This is a genomic window from Exiguobacterium sp. PHA03, assembly GCF_041945985.1.
GTDB lineage: Bacteria > Bacillota > Bacilli > Exiguobacteriales > Exiguobacteriaceae > Exiguobacterium_A.
The window spans coordinates 337,941-362,478 of sequence record NZ_JAUTYQ010000001.1; the positions used below are offsets into that span (position 1 = coordinate 337,941).

26 protein-coding genes are annotated in these 24,538 nt (G+C 48.0%); 25 read left to right on the plus strand and 1 reads right to left on the minus strand.

What is annotated here, in order from left to right; translation table 11 throughout:
- Positions 1 to 103 precede the first annotated feature (103 nt).
- The 8 genes from deoB to Q7C19_RS01785 all read left to right on the plus strand — a co-directional run bounded on the left by deoB (position 104) and on the right by Q7C19_RS01785 (position 6,958).
- Positions 104 to 1,276 (plus strand): phosphopentomutase, encoded by a 1,173-nt coding sequence (gene deoB, locus Q7C19_RS01750; protein ID WP_375091465.1) that lies wholly within the window; start codon positions 104 to 106, stop codon positions 1,274 to 1,276.
- Between the two features lie 18 nt (positions 1,277 to 1,294).
- On the plus strand, positions 1,295 to 2,107 hold the full coding sequence (locus tag Q7C19_RS01755; RefSeq protein ID WP_029341181.1) for a purine-nucleoside phosphorylase: 813 nt from the start codon (positions 1,295 to 1,297) through the stop codon (positions 2,105 to 2,107).
- Positions 2,108 to 2,154: 47 nt separating this feature from the next.
- A complete protein-coding gene (locus Q7C19_RS01760) occupies positions 2,155 to 3,456 on the plus strand; it encodes a pyrimidine-nucleoside phosphorylase (RefSeq protein WP_313290241.1) in 1,302 nt (433 codons plus the stop codon).
- 104 nt (positions 3,457 to 3,560) lie between these two features.
- The gene (locus Q7C19_RS01765) at positions 3,561 to 4,205 is read left to right on the plus strand and encodes a hypothetical protein (RefSeq protein WP_375091466.1); all 645 of its coding nucleotides are present in this window, start codon (positions 3,561 to 3,563) and stop codon (positions 4,203 to 4,205) included.
- Positions 4,206 to 4,287: 82 nt separating this feature from the next.
- Positions 4,288 to 5,292, plus strand: coding sequence for a S66 family peptidase (locus tag Q7C19_RS01770; RefSeq protein WP_375091467.1), 1,005 nt, complete (start codon positions 4,288 to 4,290; stop codon positions 5,290 to 5,292).
- Positions 5,293 to 5,395: 103 nt separating this feature from the next.
- The gene (locus Q7C19_RS01775) at positions 5,396 to 5,833 is read left to right on the plus strand and encodes a peptidylprolyl isomerase (RefSeq protein ID WP_023467682.1); all 438 of its coding nucleotides are present in this window, start codon (positions 5,396 to 5,398) and stop codon (positions 5,831 to 5,833) included.
- 97 nt (positions 5,834 to 5,930) lie between these two features.
- A complete protein-coding gene (locus tag Q7C19_RS01780) occupies positions 5,931 to 6,458 on the plus strand; it encodes a type 1 glutamine amidotransferase domain-containing protein (protein WP_035398198.1) in 528 nt (175 codons plus the stop codon).
- 152 nt (positions 6,459 to 6,610) lie between these two features.
- Positions 6,611 to 6,958 carry a GNAT family N-acetyltransferase gene (locus Q7C19_RS01785; protein ID WP_023467684.1) on the plus strand — a complete coding sequence of 116 codons (348 nt, stop codon included), beginning with the start codon at positions 6,611 to 6,613 and terminating at the stop codon, positions 6,956 to 6,958.
- A 17-nt stretch (positions 6,959 to 6,975) separates the two neighbouring features.
- Here the strand turns inward: Q7C19_RS01785 and Q7C19_RS01790 are convergent, their stop codons facing one another.
- Positions 6,976 to 7,440, minus strand: coding sequence for a DUF309 domain-containing protein (locus Q7C19_RS01790; RefSeq protein WP_329470427.1), 465 nt, complete (start codon positions 7,438 to 7,440; stop codon positions 6,976 to 6,978).
- Between the two features lie 92 nt (positions 7,441 to 7,532).
- Between Q7C19_RS01790 and Q7C19_RS01795 the strand changes: the two genes are divergently transcribed.
- The 17 genes from Q7C19_RS01795 (at position 7,533) to recA (ending at position 24,392) form a co-directional block, all read left to right on the plus strand.
- A complete protein-coding gene (locus Q7C19_RS01795) occupies positions 7,533 to 8,288 on the plus strand; it encodes a segregation/condensation protein A (protein ID WP_035408886.1) in 756 nt (251 codons plus the stop codon).
- Complete coding sequence (gene scpB / locus Q7C19_RS01800; protein WP_023467687.1) at positions 8,278 to 8,850, plus strand: SMC-Scp complex subunit ScpB; 573 nt, start codon at positions 8,278 to 8,280, stop codon at positions 8,848 to 8,850. Before Q7C19_RS01795 ends, scpB begins: the two co-directional genes overlap by 11 nt.
- Complete coding sequence (locus Q7C19_RS01805) at positions 8,850 to 9,611, plus strand: pseudouridine synthase (RefSeq protein ID WP_023467688.1); 762 nt, start codon at positions 8,850 to 8,852, stop codon at positions 9,609 to 9,611. The genes scpB and Q7C19_RS01805 overlap by 1 nt, the downstream gene beginning before the upstream one ends.
- 126 nt (positions 9,612 to 9,737) lie before the next feature.
- A complete protein-coding gene (locus tag Q7C19_RS01810) occupies positions 9,738 to 10,328 on the plus strand; it encodes a redoxin domain-containing protein (protein ID WP_035408882.1) in 591 nt (196 codons plus the stop codon).
- Between the two features lie 22 nt (positions 10,329 to 10,350).
- Positions 10,351 to 11,898: a cytochrome c biogenesis protein ResB gene (resB, locus tag Q7C19_RS01815; RefSeq protein WP_081780387.1), complete on the plus strand. Its 1,548-nt coding sequence runs from the start codon at positions 10,351 to 10,353 to the stop codon at positions 11,896 to 11,898.
- Entirely contained in the window at positions 11,895 to 13,061 is a 1,167-nt protein-coding gene (ccsB, locus tag Q7C19_RS01820) for a c-type cytochrome biogenesis protein CcsB (RefSeq protein WP_035408879.1), read from the plus strand. The genes resB and ccsB overlap by 4 nt, the downstream gene beginning before the upstream one ends.
- Positions 13,062 to 13,232: 171 nt before the next feature.
- On the plus strand, positions 13,233 to 13,949 hold the full coding sequence (locus Q7C19_RS01825; protein WP_035408876.1) for a response regulator transcription factor: 717 nt from the start codon (positions 13,233 to 13,235) through the stop codon (positions 13,947 to 13,949).
- Between the two features lie 2 nt (positions 13,950 to 13,951).
- The gene (locus Q7C19_RS01830; protein ID WP_290755436.1) at positions 13,952 to 15,679 is read left to right on the plus strand and encodes an ATP-binding protein; all 1,728 of its coding nucleotides are present in this window, start codon (positions 13,952 to 13,954) and stop codon (positions 15,677 to 15,679) included.
- Positions 15,680 to 15,712: 33 nt separating this feature from the next.
- Positions 15,713 to 16,261 (plus strand): cob(I)yrinic acid a,c-diamide adenosyltransferase, encoded by a 549-nt coding sequence (locus tag Q7C19_RS01835; RefSeq protein ID WP_035408870.1) that lies wholly within the window; start codon positions 15,713 to 15,715, stop codon positions 16,259 to 16,261.
- Positions 16,261 to 17,514, plus strand: a complete 1,254-nt coding sequence (gene yfmF / locus Q7C19_RS01840) for an EF-P 5-aminopentanol modification-associated protein YfmF (RefSeq protein WP_375091468.1) — start codon at positions 16,261 to 16,263, stop codon at positions 17,512 to 17,514. The genes Q7C19_RS01835 and yfmF overlap by 1 nt, the downstream gene beginning before the upstream one ends.
- Positions 17,511 to 18,782, plus strand: coding sequence for an EF-P 5-aminopentanol modification-associated protein YfmH (yfmH, locus tag Q7C19_RS01845; RefSeq protein WP_231496875.1), 1,272 nt, complete (start codon positions 17,511 to 17,513; stop codon positions 18,780 to 18,782). The genes yfmF and yfmH overlap by 4 nt, the downstream gene beginning before the upstream one ends.
- Complete coding sequence (gene ymfI / locus Q7C19_RS01850; protein ID WP_290749163.1) at positions 18,782 to 19,486, plus strand: elongation factor P 5-aminopentanone reductase; 705 nt, start codon at positions 18,782 to 18,784, stop codon at positions 19,484 to 19,486. The genes yfmH and ymfI overlap by 1 nt, the downstream gene beginning before the upstream one ends.
- A gap of 94 nt (positions 19,487 to 19,580) precedes the next feature.
- Positions 19,581 to 20,363 (plus strand): DUF3388 domain-containing protein, encoded by a 783-nt coding sequence (locus tag Q7C19_RS01855; protein ID WP_023467698.1) that lies wholly within the window; start codon positions 19,581 to 19,583, stop codon positions 20,361 to 20,363.
- A 9-nt stretch (positions 20,364 to 20,372) separates the two neighbouring features.
- Positions 20,373 to 21,290 (plus strand): helix-turn-helix domain-containing protein, encoded by a 918-nt coding sequence (locus Q7C19_RS01860; RefSeq protein ID WP_308101230.1) that lies wholly within the window; start codon positions 20,373 to 20,375, stop codon positions 21,288 to 21,290.
- Between the two features lie 64 nt (positions 21,291 to 21,354).
- Positions 21,355 to 21,933, plus strand: a complete 579-nt coding sequence (pgsA, locus tag Q7C19_RS01865) for a CDP-diacylglycerol--glycerol-3-phosphate 3-phosphatidyltransferase (RefSeq protein WP_375091469.1) — start codon at positions 21,355 to 21,357, stop codon at positions 21,931 to 21,933.
- Between the two features lie 71 nt (positions 21,934 to 22,004).
- Entirely contained in the window at positions 22,005 to 23,237 is a 1,233-nt protein-coding gene (locus Q7C19_RS01870) for a competence/damage-inducible protein A (protein ID WP_375091470.1), read from the plus strand.
- Positions 23,238 to 23,348: 111 nt separating this feature from the next.
- Positions 23,349 to 24,392 carry a recombinase RecA gene (gene recA / locus Q7C19_RS01875; protein WP_023467702.1) on the plus strand — a complete coding sequence of 348 codons (1,044 nt, stop codon included), beginning with the start codon at positions 23,349 to 23,351 and terminating at the stop codon, positions 24,390 to 24,392.
- The last annotated feature ends 146 nt before the right edge of the window (positions 24,393 to 24,538 follow it).

A 24,538-nucleotide genomic window follows, 5' to 3' on the forward strand; every position in this document is an offset into this window, starting at 1 on the left:
AAAGGTCTGACTTCAGACAATTAATGCGTTTTGTCTAGTTCCTTTACGGGAAAATTCGTAACGGGAATCGCACAACTACAGCTCGTAATAGGAGGAATAGCAAATGGCTCAATCATTTAAACGTGTATTTTTGATCGTCATGGACTCCGTAGGAATCGGAGAAGCACCGGATGCTGAACAATTCGGAGATCTTGGTTCACATACGCTTGGTCACATCGCGCGTGAACGTAGCGGATTAAACATGCCGAACATGGCAAAGCTCGGACTTTCACATATCGAGCCGGTCGAAGGTGTCTCGGCTGAAGAAGCACCGCTTGCGGCATACGGGAAAATGCAGGAAGTATCTGCAGGGAAAGATACAATGACAGGGCACTGGGAGATCATGGGATTGCGGATTGATACACCATTCCGTGTCTTCGAAAAATTCCCAGATGATTTGATTCATCGCTTAGAAGAGTTCTCAGGGCGGAAGATCATCGGGAATAAACCGGCTTCTGGTACGGAAATCTTAGACGAACTTGGACAAGAACATGTTGAAACAGGCGCCTTGATCGTCTATACGTCGGCAGACTCTGTCCTTCAAATCGCAGCTCATGAAGAAGTCGTTCCATTAGAGGAACTGTACCGGATTTGTGAATATGCACGCGATATTACGCGGGATGACCCGTACATGCTCGGTCGTATCATCGCACGTCCATTCCTTGGTGAGGCAGGAGCATGGGTTCGGACAGCGAACCGTCACGACTATGCCCTTAAACCATTCGACCGGACAGTCATGAACGAACTTGAGACAGCTGGACTTGATGTCATCTCACTCGGTAAGATTGCTGATATCTATGACGGCGAAGGCGTGACCGATGCGATCCGTACGAAGTCGAACATGGACGGCATGGATCAACTCATGAAGCAACTCGATCGAGACTTCAACGGACTCTGCTTCTTGAACCTCGTCGATTTCGATGCGTTGTTCGGACACCGTCGCGATCCGCAAGGTTACGGACAAGCACTCGAAGAGTTCGATGCCCGTCTTCCGGAAGTGTTTGATCGCTTGAAAGAAGATGATCTCTTGATCATCACGGCTGACCATGGAAACGACCCGGTTCATGCTGGGACAGACCACACGCGAGAATACGTACCGTTGCTTGCTTATCACAAAAACAGTGTCGCAAAACCGCTCGGTATCCGTGAGACGTTCGCTGATCTTGGGGCAACGGTTGCTGAAAACTTCGGTGTCAAAATGCCGGCGCACGGAACAAGCTTTTTAACAGAACTATAATTCGAGGGAGCGATTCAGATGACAGTCAACTGGAATGAAACACGTTCGTTTTTAGAAAGCAAGATGCAGGCGAAACCGGAAATCGGATTGATTCTCGGTTCAGGACTGGGTGTCCTCGCTGATGAGATCGAAAACCCGATCGCAATTCCATACCATGAAATCCCGAACTTCCCGGTCTCAACGGTTGAAGGACACGCCGGACAACTCGTCTTCGGAACACTTGAAGGGAAACAAGTCGTTGCGATGCAAGGACGATTCCACTTCTATGAAGGATACTCAATGGATATGGTGACGTTCCCAGTACGCGTCATGAAAGCGATTGGCGTTGAGACACTGATCGTCACGAACGCAGCCGGTGCGTGTAACGAAGCATTCGAACCAGGAGATTTGATGTTGATCACGGATCATATCAATTTCTTCGGTACGAATCCGTTGATCGGTAAGAACGTCGACGAGATGGGACCACGTTTCCCTGACATGTCGAAGCCGTACGATGCGGAATTACTTCGACTCGCACAAGAAACAGCGGACGAGCTCGGTATTCGTGTTCGCCAAGGTGTCTACTTCGGAAACACAGGTCCAACGTATGAGACACCTGCAGAAGTCAAGATGGCACGGATGCTTGGAGGAGATGTCGTCGGTATGTCGACGGTCCCTGAAGTCATCGTTGCCCGTCATTCAGATATGCGTGTCCTTGGGATTTCGTGTGTCTCGAACATGGCAGCAGGCATTCTCGATCAACCGTTACATCATGATGAAGTCATCGAAACGACAGAACGTGTCCGGGCACACTTCCTATCACTCGTTCGCGGTTCGATCAAAAAAATGTAACGACTGTTTATAAAACTCACAAACCACTCCTGAGGAGGAACTAGATTATGCGTATGGTAGATTTGATTGCAACAAAACGAGACGGTGGCGAACTCGCAACAGCTGATATTCAAGCAATGGTAGAAGGATTCACGAATGGTGAAATTCCAGATTATCAAATGTCAGCGATGTCGATGGCGATTTTCTATCAAGGAATGTCAGATCGTGAAATCGCTGATTTGACGATGGCGATGGTCAAATCGGGTGACGTGATCGACCTTTCCCGCATTCACGGAAAAAAAGTCGACAAACACTCGACTGGCGGTGTCGGTGACAAGATCAGTCTGATTGTTGCACCACTCGTTGCGTCAATCGGTATTCCGGTGGCGAAGATGAGCGGTCGCGGCCTCGGTCACACAGGTGGAACAATCGACAAACTCGAAGCGTTCCCTGGTTTTGACGTTGAACTTTCAGAAGAAGCATTCGTCTCACAAGTCAACGACATCAAGATGGCGATCATCGGTCAAACAGGTAACTTGACGCCTGCAGACAAAAAACTCTACGCATTACGTGACGTCACGGCGACAGTAAACTCGATCCCATTGATCGCAAGTTCAATCATGTCGAAAAAAATCGCAGCGGGAGCAGACAGCATCGTACTTGACGTGAAGACAGGTTCAGGTGCCTTTATGAAATCGTTCGAAGATGCTAAAGCACTCGCGACAGAGATGGTCTCAATCGGTAAGAGCGTCAATCGTAAGACGGTTGCTGTCATTACGGACATGGATCAGCCACTCGGCTTTGAAATCGGAAATGCAAACGAAGTCAAGGAAGCGATTGAAGTCCTTCAAGGGAAAGATGTCCGTGACTTAAAAGTCATCGCCTTGACGATTGCATCACACATGGCAGTCCTCGGTGAATTCTACCCAACGTTCGACGAAGCATATGCGGATCTCGAAACACGTCTCGGTAACGGAGCAGCACTTGACGTCTTCAAGAAGTTCATCGCAGCGCAAGGTGGCGACGCATCACTCGTTGACGACATGACAAAAGCACTTGAAACGAAATACGAAAAAACATTCGTCGCTTCAAAAGCAGGTTATGTCTCTGAAATCATCGCTGACGAAGTCGGTGTTGCAGCAATGATCCTCGGTGCTGGACGCGCGACGAAAGCGGATGAAATCGATCACGCAGCAAGCGTCACGTTACACAAGAAAGTCGGCGACCGTGTCGAAGTCGGCGATGTCATCGCAACACTTCGTTCAAACAAAGAAACACTCGATCAAGCAATCGAAAAAATGGATCACGCGTACCACATCAGTGAAACGAAACCGGCAGAACGTCCGCTCGTTCACGCTGTCATCCAGTAAGCAATCCAATCAGCAATACTTGAGTAGTGGACTTCGTCCGCTACTCTTTTTTTGTGATAAAATCGAAAGTGTAAAAATATGGATATATCTAAAGGAGCGATCGCATGAAACGTTGGTTCATAGTAATTGCCAGTTTAGTTGGAGTCATCGGGGGTGGCGCATTGATGATGACGTACGCTTTTACACACGACATGGACTCGGATGAAACGAGAGAGGCTGAAATACAACAAAAAGCAAAGACTTACTTAGAGAAGCATCTTCCGAAAGCGAAGGTGACTGGCAGTATTTACGACAATATGGGTAATTTTTCGTTTGAGTACGCAGCGCGAGCAGTCGATGAAAAAACGAATACTGAGTTTTTCGTATATCAAGATGAGGAGTCGGGAAGGTTCGTCGATACGTATCATGCGTCACTTTGGGAAGATCAGTTAGAACGACGGATCACGTTGCCTACTCTTAATGATGTGAACGCGGAACTAGATATGGTGGTACTGTTTGATAACGATAAGATTCAACAGCTTGGTAATGCGCGTTTTGATTCAAAGGCTTATTTACGTACGGAAGTCGCTCCGACGATTTTAATTAGCGTTCCACGCAAGCAAAGCGAACAGGATAAAACGCAGATTACAGCGTGGGCAAAGTCGTTGCGCGAACAAAAGATCCTTCAATACATGACGGTCAAGGTTGACTATGTCTCGGAAAAAGGTGAGTTACTGGAGGACGGGAATTCGTTGTTCGTAACGCTATAAAATGGATTAAAAAATGAAAGTACGCGGTTCCCTTTCGATTTGTTATACTGGAAATACTTGTAATGAAAAAGGGGGAACTTTCATGAAACCACCACGCTTACAAAAAGGAGATAAGATTGCTATCGTCTCACCTGCGTCTGCTATTGCGGCATACGTGCCACGACGTCTCGCTCGCGGTATTGCAACACTTGAACAAATGGGGTTCGAGGTCGTCATGATGCCGAATGCAACAGCTGTTCATAGTCATACAGCAGGAACGATCGGCGAACGGCTGCAAGATTTACATATGGCGTTTGCTGATCCGTCGATTAAGGCGATCATCTCGACAATCGGTGGGTTTAACTCGCACCAATTACTCGATGAACTTGATTATGAGTTGATCCGAAACAATCCGAAAATCTTCGTCGGATACAGTGATATCACCGCATTGTTTGCTGGCATCTATCAGAAAACAGGATTGACGACGTTCGTCGGACCAGCGCTACTGACACAGTTCGGTCAATTTGATGGTCTTGATCCGTATACGGAAGAGTCGTTTAATCGTACGTTCATGCAGACGGAACCGATCGGTCGAATCGAAGCATCGGAAGAGTGGACGGACGAGATTTTACGCTGGGACGTCGCGGATGATCGCAGACGAGAGCATCAGCCGAATGCAGGGTACACGATCGTCAAGACGGGCGTCGCAGAAGGTCCGATTCTGACGGGGAACACGGGAACACTTTTGCTGCTTGCTGGGACACCATACTTGCCATCATTTGACGGTGTCGTCTTGATGCTTGAGGATGACGAAAGTGAGACACCAGAAACGATCGACCGGTATTTCACGCAATTGCGACACATGGGTGCGTATGACAAGATTGCGGCACTCGTCGTCGGACGCTTCCCGCGCAAAGTCGATTTTGATCCGGACTTCCCGCTCAAAGACATCATTCTGCGCGCGACGCGGGGCTATGATTTCCCAATCGTTCTCGATGCGGACTTCGGACATACGGATCCTGTTGTGACACTCGCGAATGGAATTCAAATTCGTGTCGAAGTAACAAATTCGGTGACACTTGATGTGTTAGAGGCAGCCGTCGAGTAAAAAGGTCTGCACGATGCCCTGAAATTTGGTACACTGTACCATGGAATCACGATCTTGAATCGTGACGAATCTCTTGCTGAAAAGCACGAAAGGTTGGTCAAACATGCAAAAAACTGGTCATATCTTATTAGAAGATGGAAATAAAATCGAATTCGAATTGTTCAACGATGAAGCACCGATCACGACTGAAAACTTCGAAAACCTTGCAAACTCGAACTTCTACGATGGATTGAACTTCCACCGTGTCATCCCAGGCTTCGTCTCACAAGGCGGATGCCCAATCGGAAACGGTACAGGCGGTTCAGGAAAAACGATTCCTTGCGAAACGTCTACATCATACCCACACAAACACAAAGCGGGTTCACTTTCGATGGCACACGCTGGTCGTAACACTGGATCAAGCCAGTTCTTCATCGTACATGAGCCACAACCGCACCTCGACGGTGTACACACAGTCTTCGGACAAGTGACTTCAGGTCTCGAACATGCACAAAAAATGAAGCAAGGCGCTGGCATCAAAGAAATCCGCGTCGAAGCATAAGTTCTTGCTCCTCTTCAAACGTTTGAAGAGGAGTTTTTCTTTTTTTAGAAGCGGGTACAATCAGTAAGGGAACTCAACTTGTAAAGGAGTGTTTGTCATGCGTTTAGAAGGAAAACGAATCATCCAAGTCGTCAGCAATGACTTCGAGGATTTAGAATTATGGTATCCTGTCCATCGCTTACGTGAAGAAGGCGCGATCGTCGACATCGTCGGTGAGAAGGCAGATGAGACGTATATTGGGAAGTACGGTGTTCCGATCAAATCGAATAAGACGTTTGATGAGATCAATCCAGCAGAATACGATGCGATTCTTGTTCCGGGTGGTTGGTCACCCGATCTGTTACGCCGCTTTGACTCTGTCCTGAACATGGTGCGTCACTTTGATCAGAACAAACAACCGATTGGTCAAATCTGCCACGCTGGTTGGGTGTTGATCTCTGCTGGCATCTTAAAAGGTGTTAATGTCACGAGTACGCCAGGAATCAAGGATGACATGACGAATGCAGGTGCGATTTGGCACGATGAAGCCGTCGTCGTCGACGGACATATCGTCTCGAGCCGTCGCCCGCCTGATCTACCAGATTACATGCGTGCTTTCATCCAAGTGATGGAAGAACAAGCATGACTCAGATGCAGGGGACGTCACATGACGGTCTCCTGCCTTTTTCATGGATTATGAAAAAAATGCAGTAATTCTGTGTGAGAAGGTGTAGAATGAATGAGTCTCAGTCGTTCATGCTCCTGAGAGTTGTTGAAATTAGGAAGGTGTAGAATCACATGCTAGTAAAATATAAGAAGTTGAATGAACGGACCGCGATGGGGCTGATCGCCTTTTCGTGCGAAGTGAAGGATCCGAAGTATTTGCTTGAAACGGTTCAAGCCTATGAACAGGAAGAAGACCAACGCTTGTATTTGTACAAACAAGATGAGGATTTCGTCGGTGTCATCGGGTTTCAATTAATGGATGGCCATGCTGAATTGAAACATATCGCATTATCACCGTCTTTCCGTGGAGAACGGATGTCGTATCTCCTACTCGATGAAGCAGCCAAACTTCTTCGAACGGATATTACGGGTGCGACCGAAGAGACGCAACGCCTCGTCGACAAATGGAAAAATCAATAAAAAGACCGGTCCATAGCTCAGATGGACCGGTCTCTTCGGTTTTGTAGCGCTTCTTGTCGTGCCGTGACGACATCCGTACGATCGCGCAAACGATGTTTATGCGTCACATAGTCGAGATCAGGTGCTGTCGCTTCCAGGGCGACGGTTCGGATGACGTCCGGGAAGACAGGTAACGGGATGTGCCGATAGACCTTATCCGTAAAATGGTCGCGATGATCGAGCAAATATGAGACGTCGATCCCGGACGCAATCAGCATAGCTCGGTGACGTTCGATCTTATCAAATGCTTTCGCATATGTCCGCTGTGCCCCAGTCGTATTGCCGCGGCGGTGATGATAGCGGGCGACGGCCAGCTGGATCAGACCGACAAGCGCCTCGTCCTGGCGTTGTCCTTCTTGCCAGACTTCCTCTAAGATTTCATGGCACTCGAAGTAATCGTGCCGGATGTTGAATTCAAATACGAATCGCTCGATCGGATTCATGGAATCACCTCTTCCTTGGAATATAACATAGTCGAACCCACCAGTTGTATGGTATACTAAGGCGCAAAAAACGTTGATGGGCAGGGAGAATCATGGAATCATACAGTGTAAAGATGGATGCGTTTGAAGGCCCGCTGGACTTGCTGTTACACTTGGTTGGTAAATTAGAAATCGATATTTATGATATATCCGTTTCCATGGTGACGGATCAATATGTGTCCTATATCCGTGCGATGCAGCATCTTGAACTAGATGTTGCTAGTGAATATCTTGTCATGGCAGCGACGCTGTTGCAACTGAAAAGCAAACAACTCTTGCCGATCGAACAGACGGAATACGATGAGATTCCTGATTTCGAGGAAGAACCGACACGAGAAGGTCTGATTCAACAGTTGATCGAGTATAAGGCATATAAGGAAGCAGCACTCGTCCTGAAAGAAAAGGAAGAGGCACGTCTTGAGCTATTTTCGAAACAACCAGAGGATTTGATGCGTTATCTCGACACGGATGCACAAGAGTATAATGGTACGTTATCACTGAGTGATTTATTACGTGCCTATGAAAAAATGCGCCAACGGGAAGCTTGGAAGGTACGTCGTTCGAAGACGGTCAAACGGGAAGAACGGTCGCTTGAACAACAGATGGAGTCTGTCGCCCGTTACGTCGCGACGCGTGAGCGTACGACATTCTTTGGCTTTTTTGTGGAGCAGCCGACGGTCGAAGAACTGGTCGTCAGTTTCCTCGCCGTCCTAGAACTCGTGAAGCAACGCGTCATTGATTGTGAACAAATGACCGATGACATTTTGTTGCGTAGCATGGTGAAGGAGGAGAGTCAGATTGGCGTATGAACAAATCATTGAAAGCTTGTTATTCGTCGTCGGCGATGACGGCATCGACCCACGTGGTCTCAGTCAAGCACTAGAGATCAGTGAAGCGGCGGCGCGTGAACAGTTACTGGCTCTTCAGACGACGTTTGAAGCGGAGCAACGGGTGTTGCAAATCGTAGAGTCGGGTGGCGTCTTTAAGATGGTGACACGAAAAGAGATGTCGCCGTATATTCAGGCGTATGCGGGTTCACTTGCAGAAGACTCCTTGTCTCGAGCAGCGATGGAGACACTCGTCATCATCGCGTACAAACAACCCGTCACGCGTGCTGATATCGAAGTCGTCCGTGGCGTCAAGACGGAACGCGTCATCCATACGTTAAGTGCAAAAGGTTTGATTGAAGAAGCGGGACGCGCCAAAGGCGTTGGTCGCGCGAAATTGTATAAGACGACGGATCATTTCCTGGACCACTTTGGTCTGAATAGTATTGAGGAGTTACCACCACTCGAGTTCGAAGAAACGTTCGAATCAGATGGAGATCTCTTCTTCCGGAATGATCCTTCATTAGAGGAGAGAGTGAATTAATGGAACGGTTACAAAAAATCATCGCACAAGCAGGTGTCGCTTCACGGCGTAAAGCAGAGGAATTGATCACAGCAGGTCGCGTTAAGGTCAACGGGAAAGTCATCACGGAGCTCGGAACGAAAGTTGGAGCGCGTGCTGAAGTCGAAGTCGATGGCGTCAAGCTCGAGCGGGAAGAACACGTTTATTACATGCTGTATAAACCAACAGGTGTCGTCTCGACGGTTGAAGACGATAAGGGGCGTAAGACGGTCGTTGATCTCGTACCACCGGGACACCGTGTCTTCCCAGTCGGTCGTCTCGACTACAATACGAGCGGTCTTCTGTTGATGACGAATGACGGTGAATTCTCAAACCTTCTGCTTCACCCGAAGTATAAGGTACCGAAGCGTTACATCGTCAAAATCAAAGGCGTACCGGAATATTTCCACGTCAAAGGTCTTGAAAAAGGCGTCGTCTTGCCGGACGGCTTTAAGACAGGGAAAGCACGCGTAGAGATGCGTGACATCGATAAGAAGAAAAACACGGCTATCCTCGAAATGGTCATCTACGAGGGACATAACCGCCAAGTCCGTCAAATGGTCGAGACACTCGGTTCAGAAGTCTTGAAGTTGAAACGTGAACAGTTTGGTTTCTTGACACTGGCAGGTCTTACTTCTGGCGAGTGGCGTGAACTTTCAAAAAAAGAAGTCAATCAATTGCGTGAGCTAGCGGATCCAGCCGCTCCACCTACGAAAAGACGTAAGAACACAAAAAAACGTTAATTTGTAAAGCGAGAAGCTCATCCTCCGGGTTGAGTTTTCTTTTTTTGTGACAAAACGATTAACGAATTTCACATTTTATCAACGTTTAAGCGATTTCAAGTACAATATGGGTGGAGGCGGTAAAATATGAAAAAAACAAAACAAAATCCGGAAGAACGCTTAGCAGCGGCCCAGCAAAAAAAGAAGAAACGCTCCTTCTGGCGTCTGATGATCATGACGATGGTCTTGTTTGCAGGCGCAGTTGTCATCATGCAATTCGTCGATCAGGCGACACGCGATAAAAACGGACGTGTCATGGCAGGCGATGATGCTCCTGGTTTCGCACTCGTCGATTTATACGGTGAGAAACAGCACTCGATGGATGAATACAAAGGAAAAGGACTTTTACTCAATTTCTGGGGGACATTCTGTGAACCATGTAAGAAAGAGATGCCTTTGATCAATGACAACTATCAGATGATGCAGGATCAAGGTGTCAATTTCGTAGCGGTCAATGTCGGAGAAACACCGGTTCGTGTCTCAAGCTTCATCAAGGATATCGGCGGAACGGACTATCCGATCCTCATGGATACGAATAGTTCGGTCGAGAAGGCTTACGGGATCTATAACTTACCTGTGACGTTCATCATCAATAAAAAAGGTGAGGTCGTCGAGAAATACGAAGGTGAGATTGATCAAGCGAAGCTGGAAGAGATGGTGAAGAAGGCGAACCAGTAACGCATCGAAGGGGGATTTAAGGATGCAGGAGCAAGAAGATTTTAAACAACTGGACATGCGTTACGAGGAAGCAGAACTTCGTTCGAAACGTAAAAATCCATCTTGGATCGACCGGGCATGGACGTTCTTCTCGTCCGTCAAGGTCGGGTTATGGCTGATCGGTCTGATCATCATCGCGAGTGGGGTCGGTACGATCTTCCCGCAAGAGATGTATATTCCGCAGGCAACACCACCGGAAGAATTTTATCAAAAAGAATACGGTACGGCAGGGGATATCTACTATACGTTAGGATTCCACAACCTGTTTGAATCATGGTGGTACATCGGATTAATCACACTGTTACTCTTATCGATCATCATCGTGTCGATTGACCGCTTCTTCCCGCTCTACCGAGCATTGAAGAAACAACCGGTCATCCAGTCGGACCGTTTCATGAATGGTCAGCGATTTGGCGCTGAAGCGACTGGAGACGTCAAAAAAATCGATGCGATCGCACCGTTACTTGAGAAAAAGGGCTATAAAGTTCGTCGGCAAGACGGGGCGCTATTAGCGGAAAAGCAACGTTTTGGACGATGGGGTCCTTACATCAACCATATCGGTCTTGTACTATTCTTCGGAGGGGCGATGCTTCGGGTCGTACCGGGCATGCATGAAGATGAACTGCTTTGGCTTCGTGAAGGAGAAACATTACCGATCGAGGCGACAGACAACAAGTATTACTTGAAGAATGAGGCGTTCAACATCGAGTTCTATGATCCTGAGAAGGTGGACGCAAAATTCAAGAAATCACTTGAAGCAGCGGGCGGAAATGTACCGAAAAACTACGACACGAAGATGACGCTCTATAAAAGAGTCGGAGAGACAAGTGATTTCAAACCGAAACTCGAAGAAGTCAAATCAGGTGAGACGGCAGTCAACCGTCCATTCGAATTCGATGATTTCCAAGTCTTCCAAGAACAATACGCGGCAGATCCAGAATTTAAGACGATGTCGTTTAGCATCGTCAACCAAAAGACAGGTAAAGTCGTGGATACGATCAAGGTCGATTTACGTGAACCAAAAGAGACCTACAAGTTGAAAAACGGCTATGATGTCGAATTGAAGGATTTCTTGCCTGATTTCGTCGTCAAGGATGGACAGCCGACGACCAATTCTGGACGTCCTGTCAATCCGGCGTTCGTCTTTAATATCAAATCACCGGAGCACCCAAAAGGGGAGCGTAGCCTGATTGGTATCAAGCTGAATGTCGGTGGGGATGAGAACCAGTACAAGATGGCGTTTGCCGGTACGGAGCTCTCAAACATCTCAGGTGTCCGAATCAAGAAAGACTTGACGCTCCCATTCCTCTTTGCGGGTGGCATCATCTTCATGGCAGGTCTATTGATCGGGATGTACTGGCCGCACCGTCGTCTCTGGTTACGTGAGAAGAACGGTCGCATTCAGATTGCTGGATTTACGAACAAAAACGCATTAGGGCTTCAAAAAGAAGCCAATCTCGCGTTGACGGAAGTTGGTCTACCAGAACTTGAGGACCGACAAAAGTTGCGGGAAGAGGGGGAAGCTAAATGAACATGCTTCAGTTGAGCAGTAATCTGCTCCTAACGTCATTCATCGTCTACCTCGTCAGTACAGGTTTTTTCGCTGTTGCGACGAGTGGTAAAAAAGGTCCGACACGTTCTGGTAAGATCGCCTATACGCTCGCGATCATCGGTTTTCTTGCTCAGTTAGGGTATTTCTTTACGCGCTGGGCGGGTGCTGGACACGTTCCGGTCTCGAACTTATACGAATACACGACATTCTTTGGTATGATGATGGTCCTTGGATTTTTAATCGTCTATGCCATCTATAAAAACAATGTCCTTGGCTTGATTGCAATGCCGGTTGCCTTGCTCGTCATCGCTTATGCGTCGATGTTCCCGGATGAGGTCCAACCCTTGATTCCGGCACTTCAAAGTGTCTGGCTCAAAATCCACGTTACGACGGCAGCGCTCGGTGAGGGGATTCTCGCTGTCAGTTTTGCGACCGGATTGCTCTATCTGGTCCACGCGACGGATTTCAATAAAGAATCGAAAACACGGACATGGCTTGAGATCGTCATGTTCTCACTCGTTTGTGTCGTTGGTTACATCCTCGTCGGCCTCTTGTTCAAAGCAACAGGTTCTGCATCAACGATCGAATACGTCGCGAAGAATGGTGCGAAGATGACACATGAATACACGATGCCGGTTCTGACAGGTCCTGAGAACGGAAAAGTCTTATCTGGTTCAGGTGCCGTCATTGAATTGCCGAACTTCTTGAATGCGAATAAGGTCAATACGGTCTTATGGTCAGTCATTGGTGGGGTCGTCTTATATGTGTTGCTACGTTTTGTAGTTCTCCGTAAGCGTGTCGCAGAGAGTCTGAAACCAATCGCGCGGAAGATTGATCTAGAAACAGCTGATGAGATTAGTTACCGTGCGATCGCGATCGGTCTTCCGATCTTTATCCTTGGCGGATTAATCTTCGCAATGATTTGGGCGCAAATGGCATGGAGCCGCTATTGGGGCTGGGACCCGAAAGAGGTTTGGGCACTGATCACGATGCTCTTCTACGTGTTCTATCTCCACATGCGCATCCAGCGTGGGTGGATCGGTAAAAAATCAGCATGGTTATGTGTTGGTGGTTTTGCCGTCATCATGTTTAACCTTGTCTTCGTCAACCTTGTCGTAGCGGGATTACACTCGTACGCATAAGGAAAAGAAAAGCAGCGGATCCGGAAACGGTCCGCTGCTTTTTCATGTTTCTCTGACAAAAGAGTATCGTTTAGGGGAAATCAGCCAGTGCAAGCCATTCTTTTCGTTTCATAGTATACTAAAAGAGTAGTAGGATAGAGGAGTAGAGTTTAGTTTATAGGAGGAGACAGCATGTCAGAAGAAGCACGTATTTTAGTCGTCGACGATGAGGAACGAATTCGTCGCCTGTTGAAGATGTATCTGGAGCGGGAAAATTTCACGATCGAGGAAGCAGACAATGGAGAGACGGCGCTTGAAATGGCGCTTGAGACAGAATACGATGTCATTCTCCTCGACTTGATGATGCCGAAGATGGACGGCATGCAAGTTTGTGAAGAACTACGGAAAACGAAAGCGACGCCGGTCGTCATGCTGACGGCAAAAGGTGAAGAAACGAATCGCGTCCATGGGTTTGAAATGGGGGCAGATGATTATATCGTCAAACCATTCAGTCCACGTGAAGTCGTTTTGCGTGTCAAAGCAATCCTTCGCCGAGCGAGTGCAACGAAATTCCTCCATACGGATGCGAAAACAAAAGATGTCATCGTCTTCCCACATTTGACGATTGATAATGACGCACACCGCGTGACGGTTGAATCACAAGAAGTCAATTTAACACCAAAAGAATATGAACTCCTGTATTTCTTGGCAAAACAAACGGACAAAGTATTCTCACGGGAACAACTACTCAAGGAAGTCTGGAACTATGAATTTTTTGGGGATCTTCGGACGGTCGATACACACGTCAAACGTCTGCGTGAAAAGCTGAATCGTTTGTCTCCGAACGCTGCTCAAATGATCACGACGGTCTGGGGTGTCGGATACAAGTTCGAGAATAGTCCGACCTGACGATGAAATGGTTGCAAAGTGTAGTCATCAAACTATGGGGCACGATCCTATTGCTTGTCTCGGTCGTCTTGATCGCCTTGACGATCTTGTTACTTGAATTTTTCAACTCTTTTCATATCGAACAGGAGCGGGGGCACCTTGCAAAGCTCGGTCAACAAGTCGAGACCGTCTTTCAGGCGCACTCCGGTATCGAGGAAGGATCGAGTACTGCTGTCGAAATCACGGATATATATGGCGCGACATTAATTGCGAAGACCCAGGACGATTCTGTCGAAGCGAATATTTCACAAGCGAAAGCGAACCGGATCATCAAGGAGCTCGAACGTCAGAACTGGAAAGCGATCGATGGTGAAGAAGGTGAAACGGCAATCGGTAATTACGAGACCTTCGATGGAAAGGCGGCACTCGCGTATCGAGCACCGCTCATTACGGATAGCGGCAACGGAACGATCTACTTGATCGAACAATTGACGAACATCGAGCAAGCGAATGAAGGCGCACGTCAAATCATTCAGCTCTGTGTCTTGTTAGCGATCATCGGGACGACCGTCTTTGCTTTCTTCCTATCGACACGGATCACCGCACCACTACGGACGATTCGTCAAGCCGTCGTTGAGGCCGGTGAAGGGAAATTCGATCAAAGCCTGACGCAACGTTCACGTGATGAGATTGGTGACTTAGCGCTTGCCTTTAACGAGATGAGTAGCCAACTCAATCAATACGTCACGGATCTTGATAAGGAGCGGCATTTGCTCTCCTCGATTCTGCGCTGTATGGCAGACGGCGTGTTGACGTTCTCAAAATCAGGTGAGCTACTCGCGACGAATCCACCAGCTGAAGCATTTCTTGCAGGTTCTCCCGTACCGGATGAACTGATCGAGCTGTTCCAGACAGTCATGAAGGAAGAGACGGAGATGACGGTTTCGTTTGAACGGGAAGGACGCTTTTACATCATCATCGTCAGTCCGTTACTCGAACAAGAAGAGCAGATCGGAGCGGTCGCTGTCCTGCGCGACATGACGGAAGCACAACAACTGGAGAAGATGCGGGCCGACTTCGTCGCGAATGTCAGCCATGAACTGCGGACGCCACTCGTCATGTTGCAAGGGTATTCGGAAGCGATCGTCGACGGGATGACGGAAAGTGACGAGGCGACGAAAGAATTTGCATCAATCATCTATGATGAATCGCAACGCTTGTCCCGTCTCGTCAATGATCTACTTGATCTCGCGCGGATGGAAGCCGGTTATCAGGAGTTACGGATTGAAGCCATCGAAACGGTCTCGTTTGCACAGCGAGTCATCAAGAAATTCAAACAAATGGGACGCGATAAGCAGGTCACTTTCTCGGTTTCCGGTCCGAACATCACATTTGACGCCGATCCGGATCAGATGGAACAAGTCTTAACGAATCTTCTTGGAAACGCCCTTCGTTATACGGAGAACGGAGAAATCAAGATTAAGATTGACGAAGATAGGGAAAACATTACATTATCCGTCATCGATTCAGGTGACGGGATTCCGGAAGAAGATCTACCTTTCGTCTTTGATCGTTTCTATAAGGCGGACAAGGCACGAACGCGCGGTAAGACCGGTACAGGAATTGGTCTTGCGATCGTCGCGAACGTCGTCCGTGCTCATGGTGGAGAGGTCGAAGTCGACAGCCGCTTAGGAGAAGGAGCGACTTTCCGAATCCGATTACCAAAAAAACAAAGGAAGCGAACATTATGAGTCGCTTCCTTTCGCTATAGGAGTGAATAAAACATGAAAATTTATACGAAATCAGGCGATGAAGGAGAAACATCCCTTGTCGGTGGGAGAGTCAAAAAAAATGATCGATTGATCAGCTTGATGGGAGAACTCGATGAATTGAATAGCTTCGTCGGACTTGCTCGTACCAAAGCATCATCGATCGAAGTACGAGAACAATTGACGGTCATCCAGCATGCGTTGTTCGACTGTGGCAGTGACTTGATGTATGTCGAACCTCGTCCATCACGGTTAAGTCAGGAAGCAACAGTTGATTTAGAAAGTTGGATTGATAGTTTAACGGAATTATCGCCACCACTCGACAAGTTCATCTTACCAGGCGGAACGGAAGCGGCCGCGACATTGCATGTGGCACGGACGGTCTGCCGTCGCGTCGAACGTTCGATGATCGATGTTCCCCAAGCGGCTCATTTGTTACCGTTCATCAATCGGCTCAGTGATTTCTTTTTTACAGCAGCCCGTTATGAGAATGCCGTTAACCAAAAAGCAGATATTGAATACGTTCGCAGTGCGCATGTGTTCAAACGAAAGGATGGAGAGTAATGAGTCAGTCATTTAGCACATGGAAAAAGGAAGGAACGAGCTTCCACCTCGTTCCGACCGATAAATTCAAGACGACGACGATCCTCGTCACGTTTTCAGCACCGCTAGAGGCGAAAACACTGACTAGCCGCGCGATTTTACCATACATCATGGAAAAATCGACAGCTGCTTATCCGTCGATGAAAGCATTACGTGAGCCACTTGAGACATTATATGATGCGGGGCTTTATGCGGACGCGTCGAAGTTCGGAGAAGAGCACGTCATCTCGTTCCAACTTGATGTCGTCCGTGGAGAACTCGTCCATCACCCGTCGTTATTAAAAGAAGCACTTGAATTGCTAGAGCAAATGGTGCTGTATCCAGACTTGACGGAAAGTGGTTTCCGCGAACAGTTCGTCAAACAAGAAAAGCGACTGCATGCCTTACGAATCAGCTCGCTGTACGACGATAAGATGCGCTACGCACAGCAGCGTCTCCTTGAATTGATGGCACCAGGTGAAGCCGTCTCGTTACCATCGCTTGGGACAATCGAAGAACTCGAACGGATCACTCCATCGTCCTTGCGTGATACATACCGTTCGATGATCGAAGACGATCGAATCGATGTCTTCGTCGTCGGACAGGTGACGAAGGAGGAAATGGAAGATGCGTTGTCCTTCTTGCCATCGCACTCAGAAAAAGTCAGCCATTACATCCCTGAACAAAAACCAGTCAACGGTGTGAAACGGTCGAGCGAAACGCAGCCGATCAAACAAGGGAAGCTGCACCTTGGTTACCGGATAGCGGTCGATCCGACGTCTGCCGATTCAATCCGGATGCAAATCGTCAACGGTCTGTTCGGTGGATTCCCACATTCGAAACTGTTCATGAATGTCCGTGAAAAAGAGAGTCTCGCGTATTATGCGGCTTCACGATATGCGGCATTAAACAGTGCACTCTACGTCTATGCAGGGGTTGACACAAAAGAAGCGGAACGTGCCGAGAAAATCATCCTAGAGCAACTCGTTGATTTGAAGGCGGGACAGTTCACGGATGAAGAATTGACACAGACGAAGGCGATGTTGATCAATGCGCGCCGTCAAATTCTTGATCAGCCGGGGCAATTGATTGGTTGGTTGAATGGTTCGAAGATGCGTGGACTGACACTTGAAGATGAGATCCACATCATCGAGACGGCGACACGTGAAGACGTCGTTCGATTAGCAACGGCAATCGATCTAGATGCCGTATATCTATTGCGAGGTGAAGCATGATGGAACAACTGACTTATCACGATACAGACGAAACGGTATACCACGAGCAGCTCGATAACGGCTTATCCGTCTATCTGTTGCAAAAAAAAGGATACGAAAAGACGTATGCGACGTTTACGACACGTTATGGTTCGATTGATCAACGATTTAAAAAAGGAGAGGAATGGATCACGGTACCGGACGGCATCGCCCACTTCCTCGAGCATAAGATGTTTGAATCCGAAAAAGGTGACGTCTTCCAAGAGTTCGGTCGTCTCGGTGCCTCAGCGAACGCCTTTACCTCGTTTTCACGGACAGCGTACTTGTTCTCAGCCACGTCATTGATCGAACAAAACCTCGAGACATTGATCGATTTCGTACAAGATCCCTACTTCACGCCGGAAAGCGTTGAAAAAGAGAAGGGGATCATCACGCAGGAAATTCAGATGTATCAAGATAATCCAGGGTGGCGTCTGTTCTTCGGTCTAATCGAATCGATGTATGCGACGCATCCGGTCCGAATCGATATCGCAGGAACACCGGAATCAATCAATCAAATCACAGCCGATGATCTATACACGTGCTATCGTACGTTCTATCATCCATCGAACATGGTGTTATTCGTTGTCGGAAACATCGATCCGGAAGAGACACTAGCGTTAATTAAAGCAAACCAGGCGAAGAAGGATTATACGGATCGCCCGGCGATCGAGCGGGATTATGGTCAAGAACCGCACGGCGTGCATCGTCCACGTCTCGAACTCGAGCTCGACGTCAAGACACCGAAGGTATTGATCGGTTACAAGGACGAATCTGTCCGCGGCGAAGCACAAGTCCGTCGTGAGTTGACGAGTGAATTATTATTGCACCTCTTATTCGATCAAACATCATCGACGTATTTGGAATTGTATGAAGACGGTCTGATCGACGATACGTTCAGCTTTGATTACTCGAGTGAGGAAGAGTTCGCCTTCGCGACGTTCGGCATGGAGACAGAGGATCCAGACAAGTTTATCCAAGCGTATGAGACACTTCTGCAAACGCGTCCTGACTTCACGGAAGACGAGGTCACGCGCAAACGGAACATGATGCAAGGGAAATTCCTCCGTGCCTTGAATTCACCGGAATTCATTGCGAATCAGTTCTCGCGTCACGCACTTGCCGGTACAAATCTGTTCACGCTTCCGACTTTGATTGCTTCGATTACGAAAGAAGAGATCGAAGCCCGTTTCGACGAGTTGTTCGCCATTGAAAACCGGGCGATCTCAATCGTCAAACCGTACGCGTGATGCGAATCCTCATCACCGGTGCGAGTGGCGCCATTGGTCTTGCGGCAGCAAAACAACTTGCTGCCGCCGGACATGAATTGGTGCTTCAGACGTATCGACAGCAAGCGGTTTTGGAACGGATGATAGAGGAGTGGCAAGGAGAGCACCACATCCTGACGGCGAATTTAGCGGATGATGAGGAGTTGCAGGCATTTTGTACGGCGTTACCTGTCGTCGATGCCTTCGTCCATTGTGCCGGAACGAGTTATAGCGGTCTGTTGCTCGATCAATCGGCAACATCAATGAGTGAACTTTGGAGAATACATGTCGATGCGTTGATGCGCATCAGTCAAACCGTGACGCGGACGAAACCGTTTACGTCGCAGCTGGCGATCGTCGTCATCAGTAGTGTATTAGGGGAACAAGGTGTCGCGGGTGAAGTTGCCTATTCGACGTGCAAGGCAGCACAGCTGGGCTTCGTCAAAGCATACAGTAAAGAACTTGGACCAATGCATGGACGCATCAATGCGATTACGCCAGGATGGATTGATACGCCGATGAACGCGATTTTTTCTGAGGATGAAAAGGCAGAAGCGATTGCTGAAATCCCTGCCGGACGATTCGGAAAAGCAGAGGAAGTAGCTTCCGCGATCCGTTACTTGGTGCAACCAGAATCGAGTTATGTGTCGGGAGCCATCCTTAAAATAGATGGTGCGTGGATGTAAGCATTGGAATTTCAGTTCAGGAATGCTTTTCATTTTTCAAAAAATCATTTAACATGAGGAATGGATAATCGTATCAATAGAGGAGGATGGGCGCGTGAGTGAGTTCGAGCAATGGTATCTCGAATATGAATTAAAGGTCAACCGTCCCGGTATACTCGGGGACATTGCTTCGTTGATGGGAATGTTACATATTTCGATCGTGACGATCAATGGTGTCGATCATCAACGGCGCGGTATGTTGCTCCAAACGAAACAACCGGATCAAATTCCACGACTCGCTGCTATTCTCAAGACGATGTCAACCATAGAGGTCATCAAACTACGAAAACCAAAACTGCGCGATCGGATCGCGATTCGTCACGGTCGTTATATTGATCAAAGCAGTGATGAACGAAAGACGTTCCGCTTCGTTCGGGAAGACTTAGGGATTCTCGTCGATTTCATGGCAGAGCTGTGTAAACAGGATGGGCACTTATTGATTGGTGTCCGCGGTATGCCACGAGTCGGGAAGACGGAATCGATCGTCGCTGCAAGCGTCAGTGCGAACAAGAAATGGTTGTTCCTTTCTTCGACGCTGATCAAACAGACGGTACGAACGTCGTTATTCGATGACGAACGGACTGGGGATTACGTCTACATCATCGATGCCTTGGTGTCGCAACGGAATTTCGATGAACGGCACTGGCAGATTTTACGCGAAGTCATGCGACTACCGGCGACGAAAATCGTCGAACATCCGGATGCATTCGTCAAATCAAGTGAATATACGTGGGATGATTTTGATTACATCATTGAATTACGCAACACGACAGAAGAAATCATTGTGACTGAACTGCCTCGTTCCCATGGGGGAAATGATTGGTTCAACTTTGAATAAGTATGAAAAATGGAAGGTGTGTTACCGATGACCGAGCTCGGAACCTACTTAAAGGAACAACGAGAGGCGCTAGGCGTCTCTCTCGAACAAATTCAAACGACGACGAAGATTCAAAAGCGTTACATCGTCGCGATTGAAGAAGGCAACTATGATCAATTACCAGGTGCTTTTTACGCCCGGGCCTTCATCAAGACATATGCGGAAGCACTCGGTCTTGACGTCGACGAAGTCTTCACGACCTATAAGCGTGATCTTCCGGAACCGGAGGCACAACCGGTCGTCGAATTATCACGACGCGCGACGTATTCGAAATCAAGTGCACCGAAGAAAAGCGTTGCAAAGCGCTGGATTCCGAACATCATCATCATCGTGCTGATTTTTGCGATTGGTGCTGCTTTGTATTATGGACTTCAGATGTTCCTCGACGGTAACGAAGAGGCAAAAACGTCTGCACCGAAGCAAAACGATGTCACGATCGACCAAGGAGACGCACCGAGTAAAGAAACGGATGCGCCTGCGAAGACAGAAGAAAAGCCGAAGGAAGAACCGGCGAAACAAGAAGAAACAAAAGAAAAACCTAAAAAAGAAGCGCTTGCTGCGAAGTCGACATCTGGTCAAGATGTCACCTATGAAGTCGCAACGAAAGATACGATGAGTGTCTCGATTCAAATCAAGAAAGATGCCTCTCCATCACCATTCGTTGGTGTGCGTGATACATCCCTTGAAGGAGAAGCACTCGCGCCAGATCACATCAACGCGTCGGATCCGAATCCGATCGTCGTGAAGGACGCGAAGACGGACTTGATCCGGATCCGGATCGGTTCGATTAAAGGGATTGATAAAATCGTCGTCAATGACCAAGAACTGAAACTGAACCGTTCGCTTCTCGTCCAAAACATCTATCTGAAGAAAGTAGCCACGCCGTAAACCGGCGTGCCTTCTTTTAGATGGCATATTCATCTACATATGAAATGAAGGAGGAGGGCGTTACATGAACTTACCGAATCAATTGACAGTATTACGCGTTTTATTAATTCCCGTGTTCGTCATCGTACTTGCGATTGATCCGAACTGGGGACAGTGGGATGTACTAGGAGCTGAACTTCCCGTCTCACACTTCGTTGCAGCCATCATCTTCCTTATTGCTTCACTGACGGACTGGCTCGATGGGTATATCGCCCGCAAACAAAATCTAGTAACGAACTTTGGAAAATTCATGGATCCACTTGCCGATAAGATGTTAGTCGCTGCTGCGCTCGTCTACCTTGTGGAACTTGAGTTCGTTGCGGCATGGATCGTCGTCATCATTCTCTGCCGTGAGTTCGCTGTCACAGGTCTTCGTCTTGTCGCATCTGACGAAGGCATCGTTCTTGCTGCCGGAAACTCTGGAAAAGCAAAGACATGGGTCCAGTTGACATCGATTACAGCGTATTTATTGCACGATATCGTTTTTGCGATGTGGAATATTCCATTCGCAGATATCACGATGTGGCTTGCTCTTATCTTGACGATCTATTCAGGCGTCGAGTATTTCTCGAAAAACATCAAGTTAATTACGAAATCCATGTAAGTTGGATCAATTTAGACTGTTCGTCATACCGAACAGTCTTTTCTTATACTTCAAGAAGGTGAGGAATCAACATGAAAGCAGAAATCATCGCAGTCGGAAGTGAGCTTCTCCTTGGAGAAATCGCCAACACGAATGCACAGTACCTTTCCGAATGGCTAGCCAGTGCAGGAATTGACGTTCATTATCATACAGTCGTCGGTGACAACCGCGAGCGGATGCAGGAAACGTTCCGTCAGGCGCAACAGCGGGCGGATCTCCTTGTCATCACAGGGGGGCTTGGACCGACCGAGGATGACTTGACGAAAGAGGTGCTCGCTGACCTGCTTGGGCGCGATCTCGTTCTCGATCAAGCAGCGTACGAAAGAATCGAAGGATTCTTGAAGACACGTCAACGGGAGATGACGAACAATGAACGGAAACAAGCATTAGTCATCGCTGGCGCGACGGTTTTACGCAATGATGCGGGTCTTGCTCCCGGTATGTCGGTGCAGACGGAGCACCACCAATATATCGTTTTACCCGGTGTGCCACGTGAGATGAAGCAAATCCTCAAAGATCACTTCAGTCATTTGTTCGGTCAAGAGACAATCCGTTCCCGAACACTACGTTTCTTCGGAATCGGAGAATCGGCTCTAAACGATCGCCTGGAAACGTTAATCAAAGAAGCAACCAATCCATCGGTCGCCCCTTATGCGGAACTCGCTGAAGTACGGTTGCGTCTGACTGCTAAAGCACTCGATCAACAGGAAGCCGCCCGTATGCTCGATGAACTGGAACAACACGTACTGGCTGAAGTGGGCATGTACTTTTATGGATATGGCGAGACAAGCCTGCCGGAAGTCGTACTGAAACGGTATCAAGAAGCAGGATTGACACTGTCACTCGCCGAATCACTGACGGGAGGAGCTGTCGCAAGTGGACTCGTTGATGTCAGCGGTGCGAGTCAAGTGTTGCGTGGGAGCGCCGTCGTGTATGATGATGCAGCGAAGCAAGGCGTATTATCGGTACCGGAAGTTTTGTTACGAGAGCATACTGCTGTCAGTAAAGAAGTCGCAATCGCGATGGCTGAAGGGGTACGCGAACTGTATCAATCCGATATCGCCGTCGCGTTGACAGGGGAAGCAGGTCCGACAAGCAACAGCGGAAAAATGGTCGGAACCGTCTATTGTGCTGTTGCGGACGCACATGGAACACGCATCGTCGAATGGCAATATCCATCGTTCGACCGGGGAATGATTCGACTGCGCGCCGTCAAGGATACCTATTTCCTTCTACTGAAACATCTCGAAAAAGCATCCGAGTGAGAAAATTGGTCAAAATGCAAGTATGCGAATAAATGTTCGTAAAATGCTTGTCATTCGGTCTCAAAAGAAGTACAATAATCTCAGTAAGATAATTAAAAGGAGGCCTGCTACGTGAGTGATCGTAAAGCAGCACTTGAGATGGCGTTACGCCAGATAGAGAAACAGTTCGGTAAAGGTTCCATCATGAAACTCGGAGAAAATGCGGATCAGAAGGTATCAGTGATCTCTTCTGGATCGATTACATTAGATATTGCCCTAGGTGCAGGTGGATACCCACGTGGACGGGTCATCGAAGTATACGGACCTGAATCGTCAGGTAAAACGACGGTAGCGCTTCATGCAATCGCAGAAGTTCAAAAACAAGGTGGACAAGCAGCATTCATCGATGCAGAGCACGCGCTTGATCCAGCATACGCAAATAAACTCGGTGTCAACATTGATGAGCTCCTCTTGTCACAACCGGATACTGGGGAACAGGCACTTGAAATCGCGGAAGCACTCGTTCGTTCTGGTGCGGTCGATATTCTTGTCGTCGACTCTGTTGCGGCACTCGTACCAAAAGCAGAGATTGAAGGCGAGATGGGTGACTCACACGTCGGTCTTCAAGCGCGTTTGATGAGCCAAGCGCTCCGTAAGTTGTCTGGTGCAACGAATAAATCGAAAACGATCGTCATCTTCATCAACCAAATCCGTGAAAAAATCGGTGTCATGTTTGGTAACCCGGAAACGACTCCAGGTGGTCGAGCACTCAAATTCTACTCGTCTGTTCGTTTAGAAGTGCGTCGTGCGGAAGCGTTGAAAAACGGTACGGACGTCGTCGGTAATAAAACGAAGATCAAGGTTGTCAAAAACAAAATTGCTCCTCCGTTTAAACAAGCAGAAGTTGATATCATGTACGGTCTCGGTATTTCGAAGGTCGGTGAGTTGATCGACATCGGAACGGATCTGGATATCGTTCAAAAGAGTGGTGCATGGTATTCGTACAACTCAGAGCGTCTTGGTCAAGGGCGTGAGAACGCGAAGCAATACATGGTCGAGCATCCGGAAGTCGCAGCAGAGGTCGAACGTTTGATTCGTGAACATCACGGTCTCGTCGATCGCGAAGAGCCGGTTGATTTCGAAGCAGAACAACCAGAAGATCTATTTGCTGAATAAACCGTTTCAGAGAGGATTCGTATGCGAATCCTCTCTTTTTTAGTGTAAAAGAGGAAAACAGTGGAATTCTTTCCCGTCCGTTCGTTGACAATGAACGAGTGCTATCCTTACAATATAGATGTACGTTTTTTAGACAGCTTCGATGA

What these genes read in the sequence shown, in the direction of transcription:
- deoB (WP_375091465.1), top strand. Translation starts at nt 104, where the DNA reads ATGGCTCAATCATTTAAACGTGTATTTTTGATCGTCATGGACTCCGTA.
- Q7C19_RS01755 (WP_029341181.1), top strand. Translation starts at nt 1,295, where the DNA reads ATGACAGTCAACTGGAATGAAACACGTTCGTTTTTAGAAAGCAAGATG.
- Q7C19_RS01760 (WP_313290241.1), top strand. Translation starts at nt 2,155, where the DNA reads ATGCGTATGGTAGATTTGATTGCAACAAAACGAGACGGTGGCGAACTC.
- Q7C19_RS01765 (WP_375091466.1), top strand. Translation starts at nt 3,561, where the DNA reads ATGAAACGTTGGTTCATAGTAATTGCCAGTTTAGTTGGAGTCATCGGG.
- Q7C19_RS01770 (WP_375091467.1), top strand. Translation starts at nt 4,288, where the DNA reads ATGAAACCACCACGCTTACAAAAAGGAGATAAGATTGCTATCGTCTCA.
- Q7C19_RS01775 (WP_023467682.1), top strand. Translation starts at nt 5,396, where the DNA reads ATGCAAAAAACTGGTCATATCTTATTAGAAGATGGAAATAAAATCGAA.
- Q7C19_RS01780 (WP_035398198.1), top strand. Translation starts at nt 5,931, where the DNA reads ATGCGTTTAGAAGGAAAACGAATCATCCAAGTCGTCAGCAATGACTTC.
- Q7C19_RS01785 (WP_023467684.1), top strand. Translation starts at nt 6,611, where the DNA reads ATGCTAGTAAAATATAAGAAGTTGAATGAACGGACCGCGATGGGGCTG.
- Q7C19_RS01790 (WP_329470427.1), bottom strand. Translation starts at nt 7,440, where the DNA reads ATGAATCCGATCGAGCGATTCGTATTTGAATTCAACATCCGGCACGAT.
- Q7C19_RS01795 (WP_035408886.1), top strand. Translation starts at nt 7,533, where the DNA reads ATGGAATCATACAGTGTAAAGATGGATGCGTTTGAAGGCCCGCTGGAC.
- Q7C19_RS01805 (WP_023467688.1), top strand. Translation starts at nt 8,850, where the DNA reads ATGGAACGGTTACAAAAAATCATCGCACAAGCAGGTGTCGCTTCACGG.
- Q7C19_RS01810 (WP_035408882.1), top strand. Translation starts at nt 9,738, where the DNA reads ATGAAAAAAACAAAACAAAATCCGGAAGAACGCTTAGCAGCGGCCCAG.
- resB (WP_081780387.1), top strand. Translation starts at nt 10,351, where the DNA reads ATGCAGGAGCAAGAAGATTTTAAACAACTGGACATGCGTTACGAGGAA.
- ccsB (WP_035408879.1), top strand. Translation starts at nt 11,895, where the DNA reads ATGAACATGCTTCAGTTGAGCAGTAATCTGCTCCTAACGTCATTCATC.
- Q7C19_RS01825 (WP_035408876.1), top strand. Translation starts at nt 13,233, where the DNA reads ATGTCAGAAGAAGCACGTATTTTAGTCGTCGACGATGAGGAACGAATT.
- Q7C19_RS01830 (WP_290755436.1), top strand. Translation starts at nt 13,952, where the DNA reads ATGAAATGGTTGCAAAGTGTAGTCATCAAACTATGGGGCACGATCCTA.
- Q7C19_RS01835 (WP_035408870.1), top strand. Translation starts at nt 15,713, where the DNA reads ATGAAAATTTATACGAAATCAGGCGATGAAGGAGAAACATCCCTTGTC.
- yfmF (WP_375091468.1), top strand. Translation starts at nt 16,261, where the DNA reads ATGAGTCAGTCATTTAGCACATGGAAAAAGGAAGGAACGAGCTTCCAC.
- yfmH (WP_231496875.1), top strand. Translation starts at nt 17,511, where the DNA reads ATGATGGAACAACTGACTTATCACGATACAGACGAAACGGTATACCAC.
- ymfI (WP_290749163.1), top strand. Translation starts at nt 18,782, where the DNA reads ATGCGAATCCTCATCACCGGTGCGAGTGGCGCCATTGGTCTTGCGGCA.
- Q7C19_RS01860 (WP_308101230.1), top strand. Translation starts at nt 20,373, where the DNA reads ATGGAAGGTGTGTTACCGATGACCGAGCTCGGAACCTACTTAAAGGAA.
- pgsA (WP_375091469.1), top strand. Translation starts at nt 21,355, where the DNA reads ATGAACTTACCGAATCAATTGACAGTATTACGCGTTTTATTAATTCCC.
- Q7C19_RS01870 (WP_375091470.1), top strand. Translation starts at nt 22,005, where the DNA reads ATGAAAGCAGAAATCATCGCAGTCGGAAGTGAGCTTCTCCTTGGAGAA.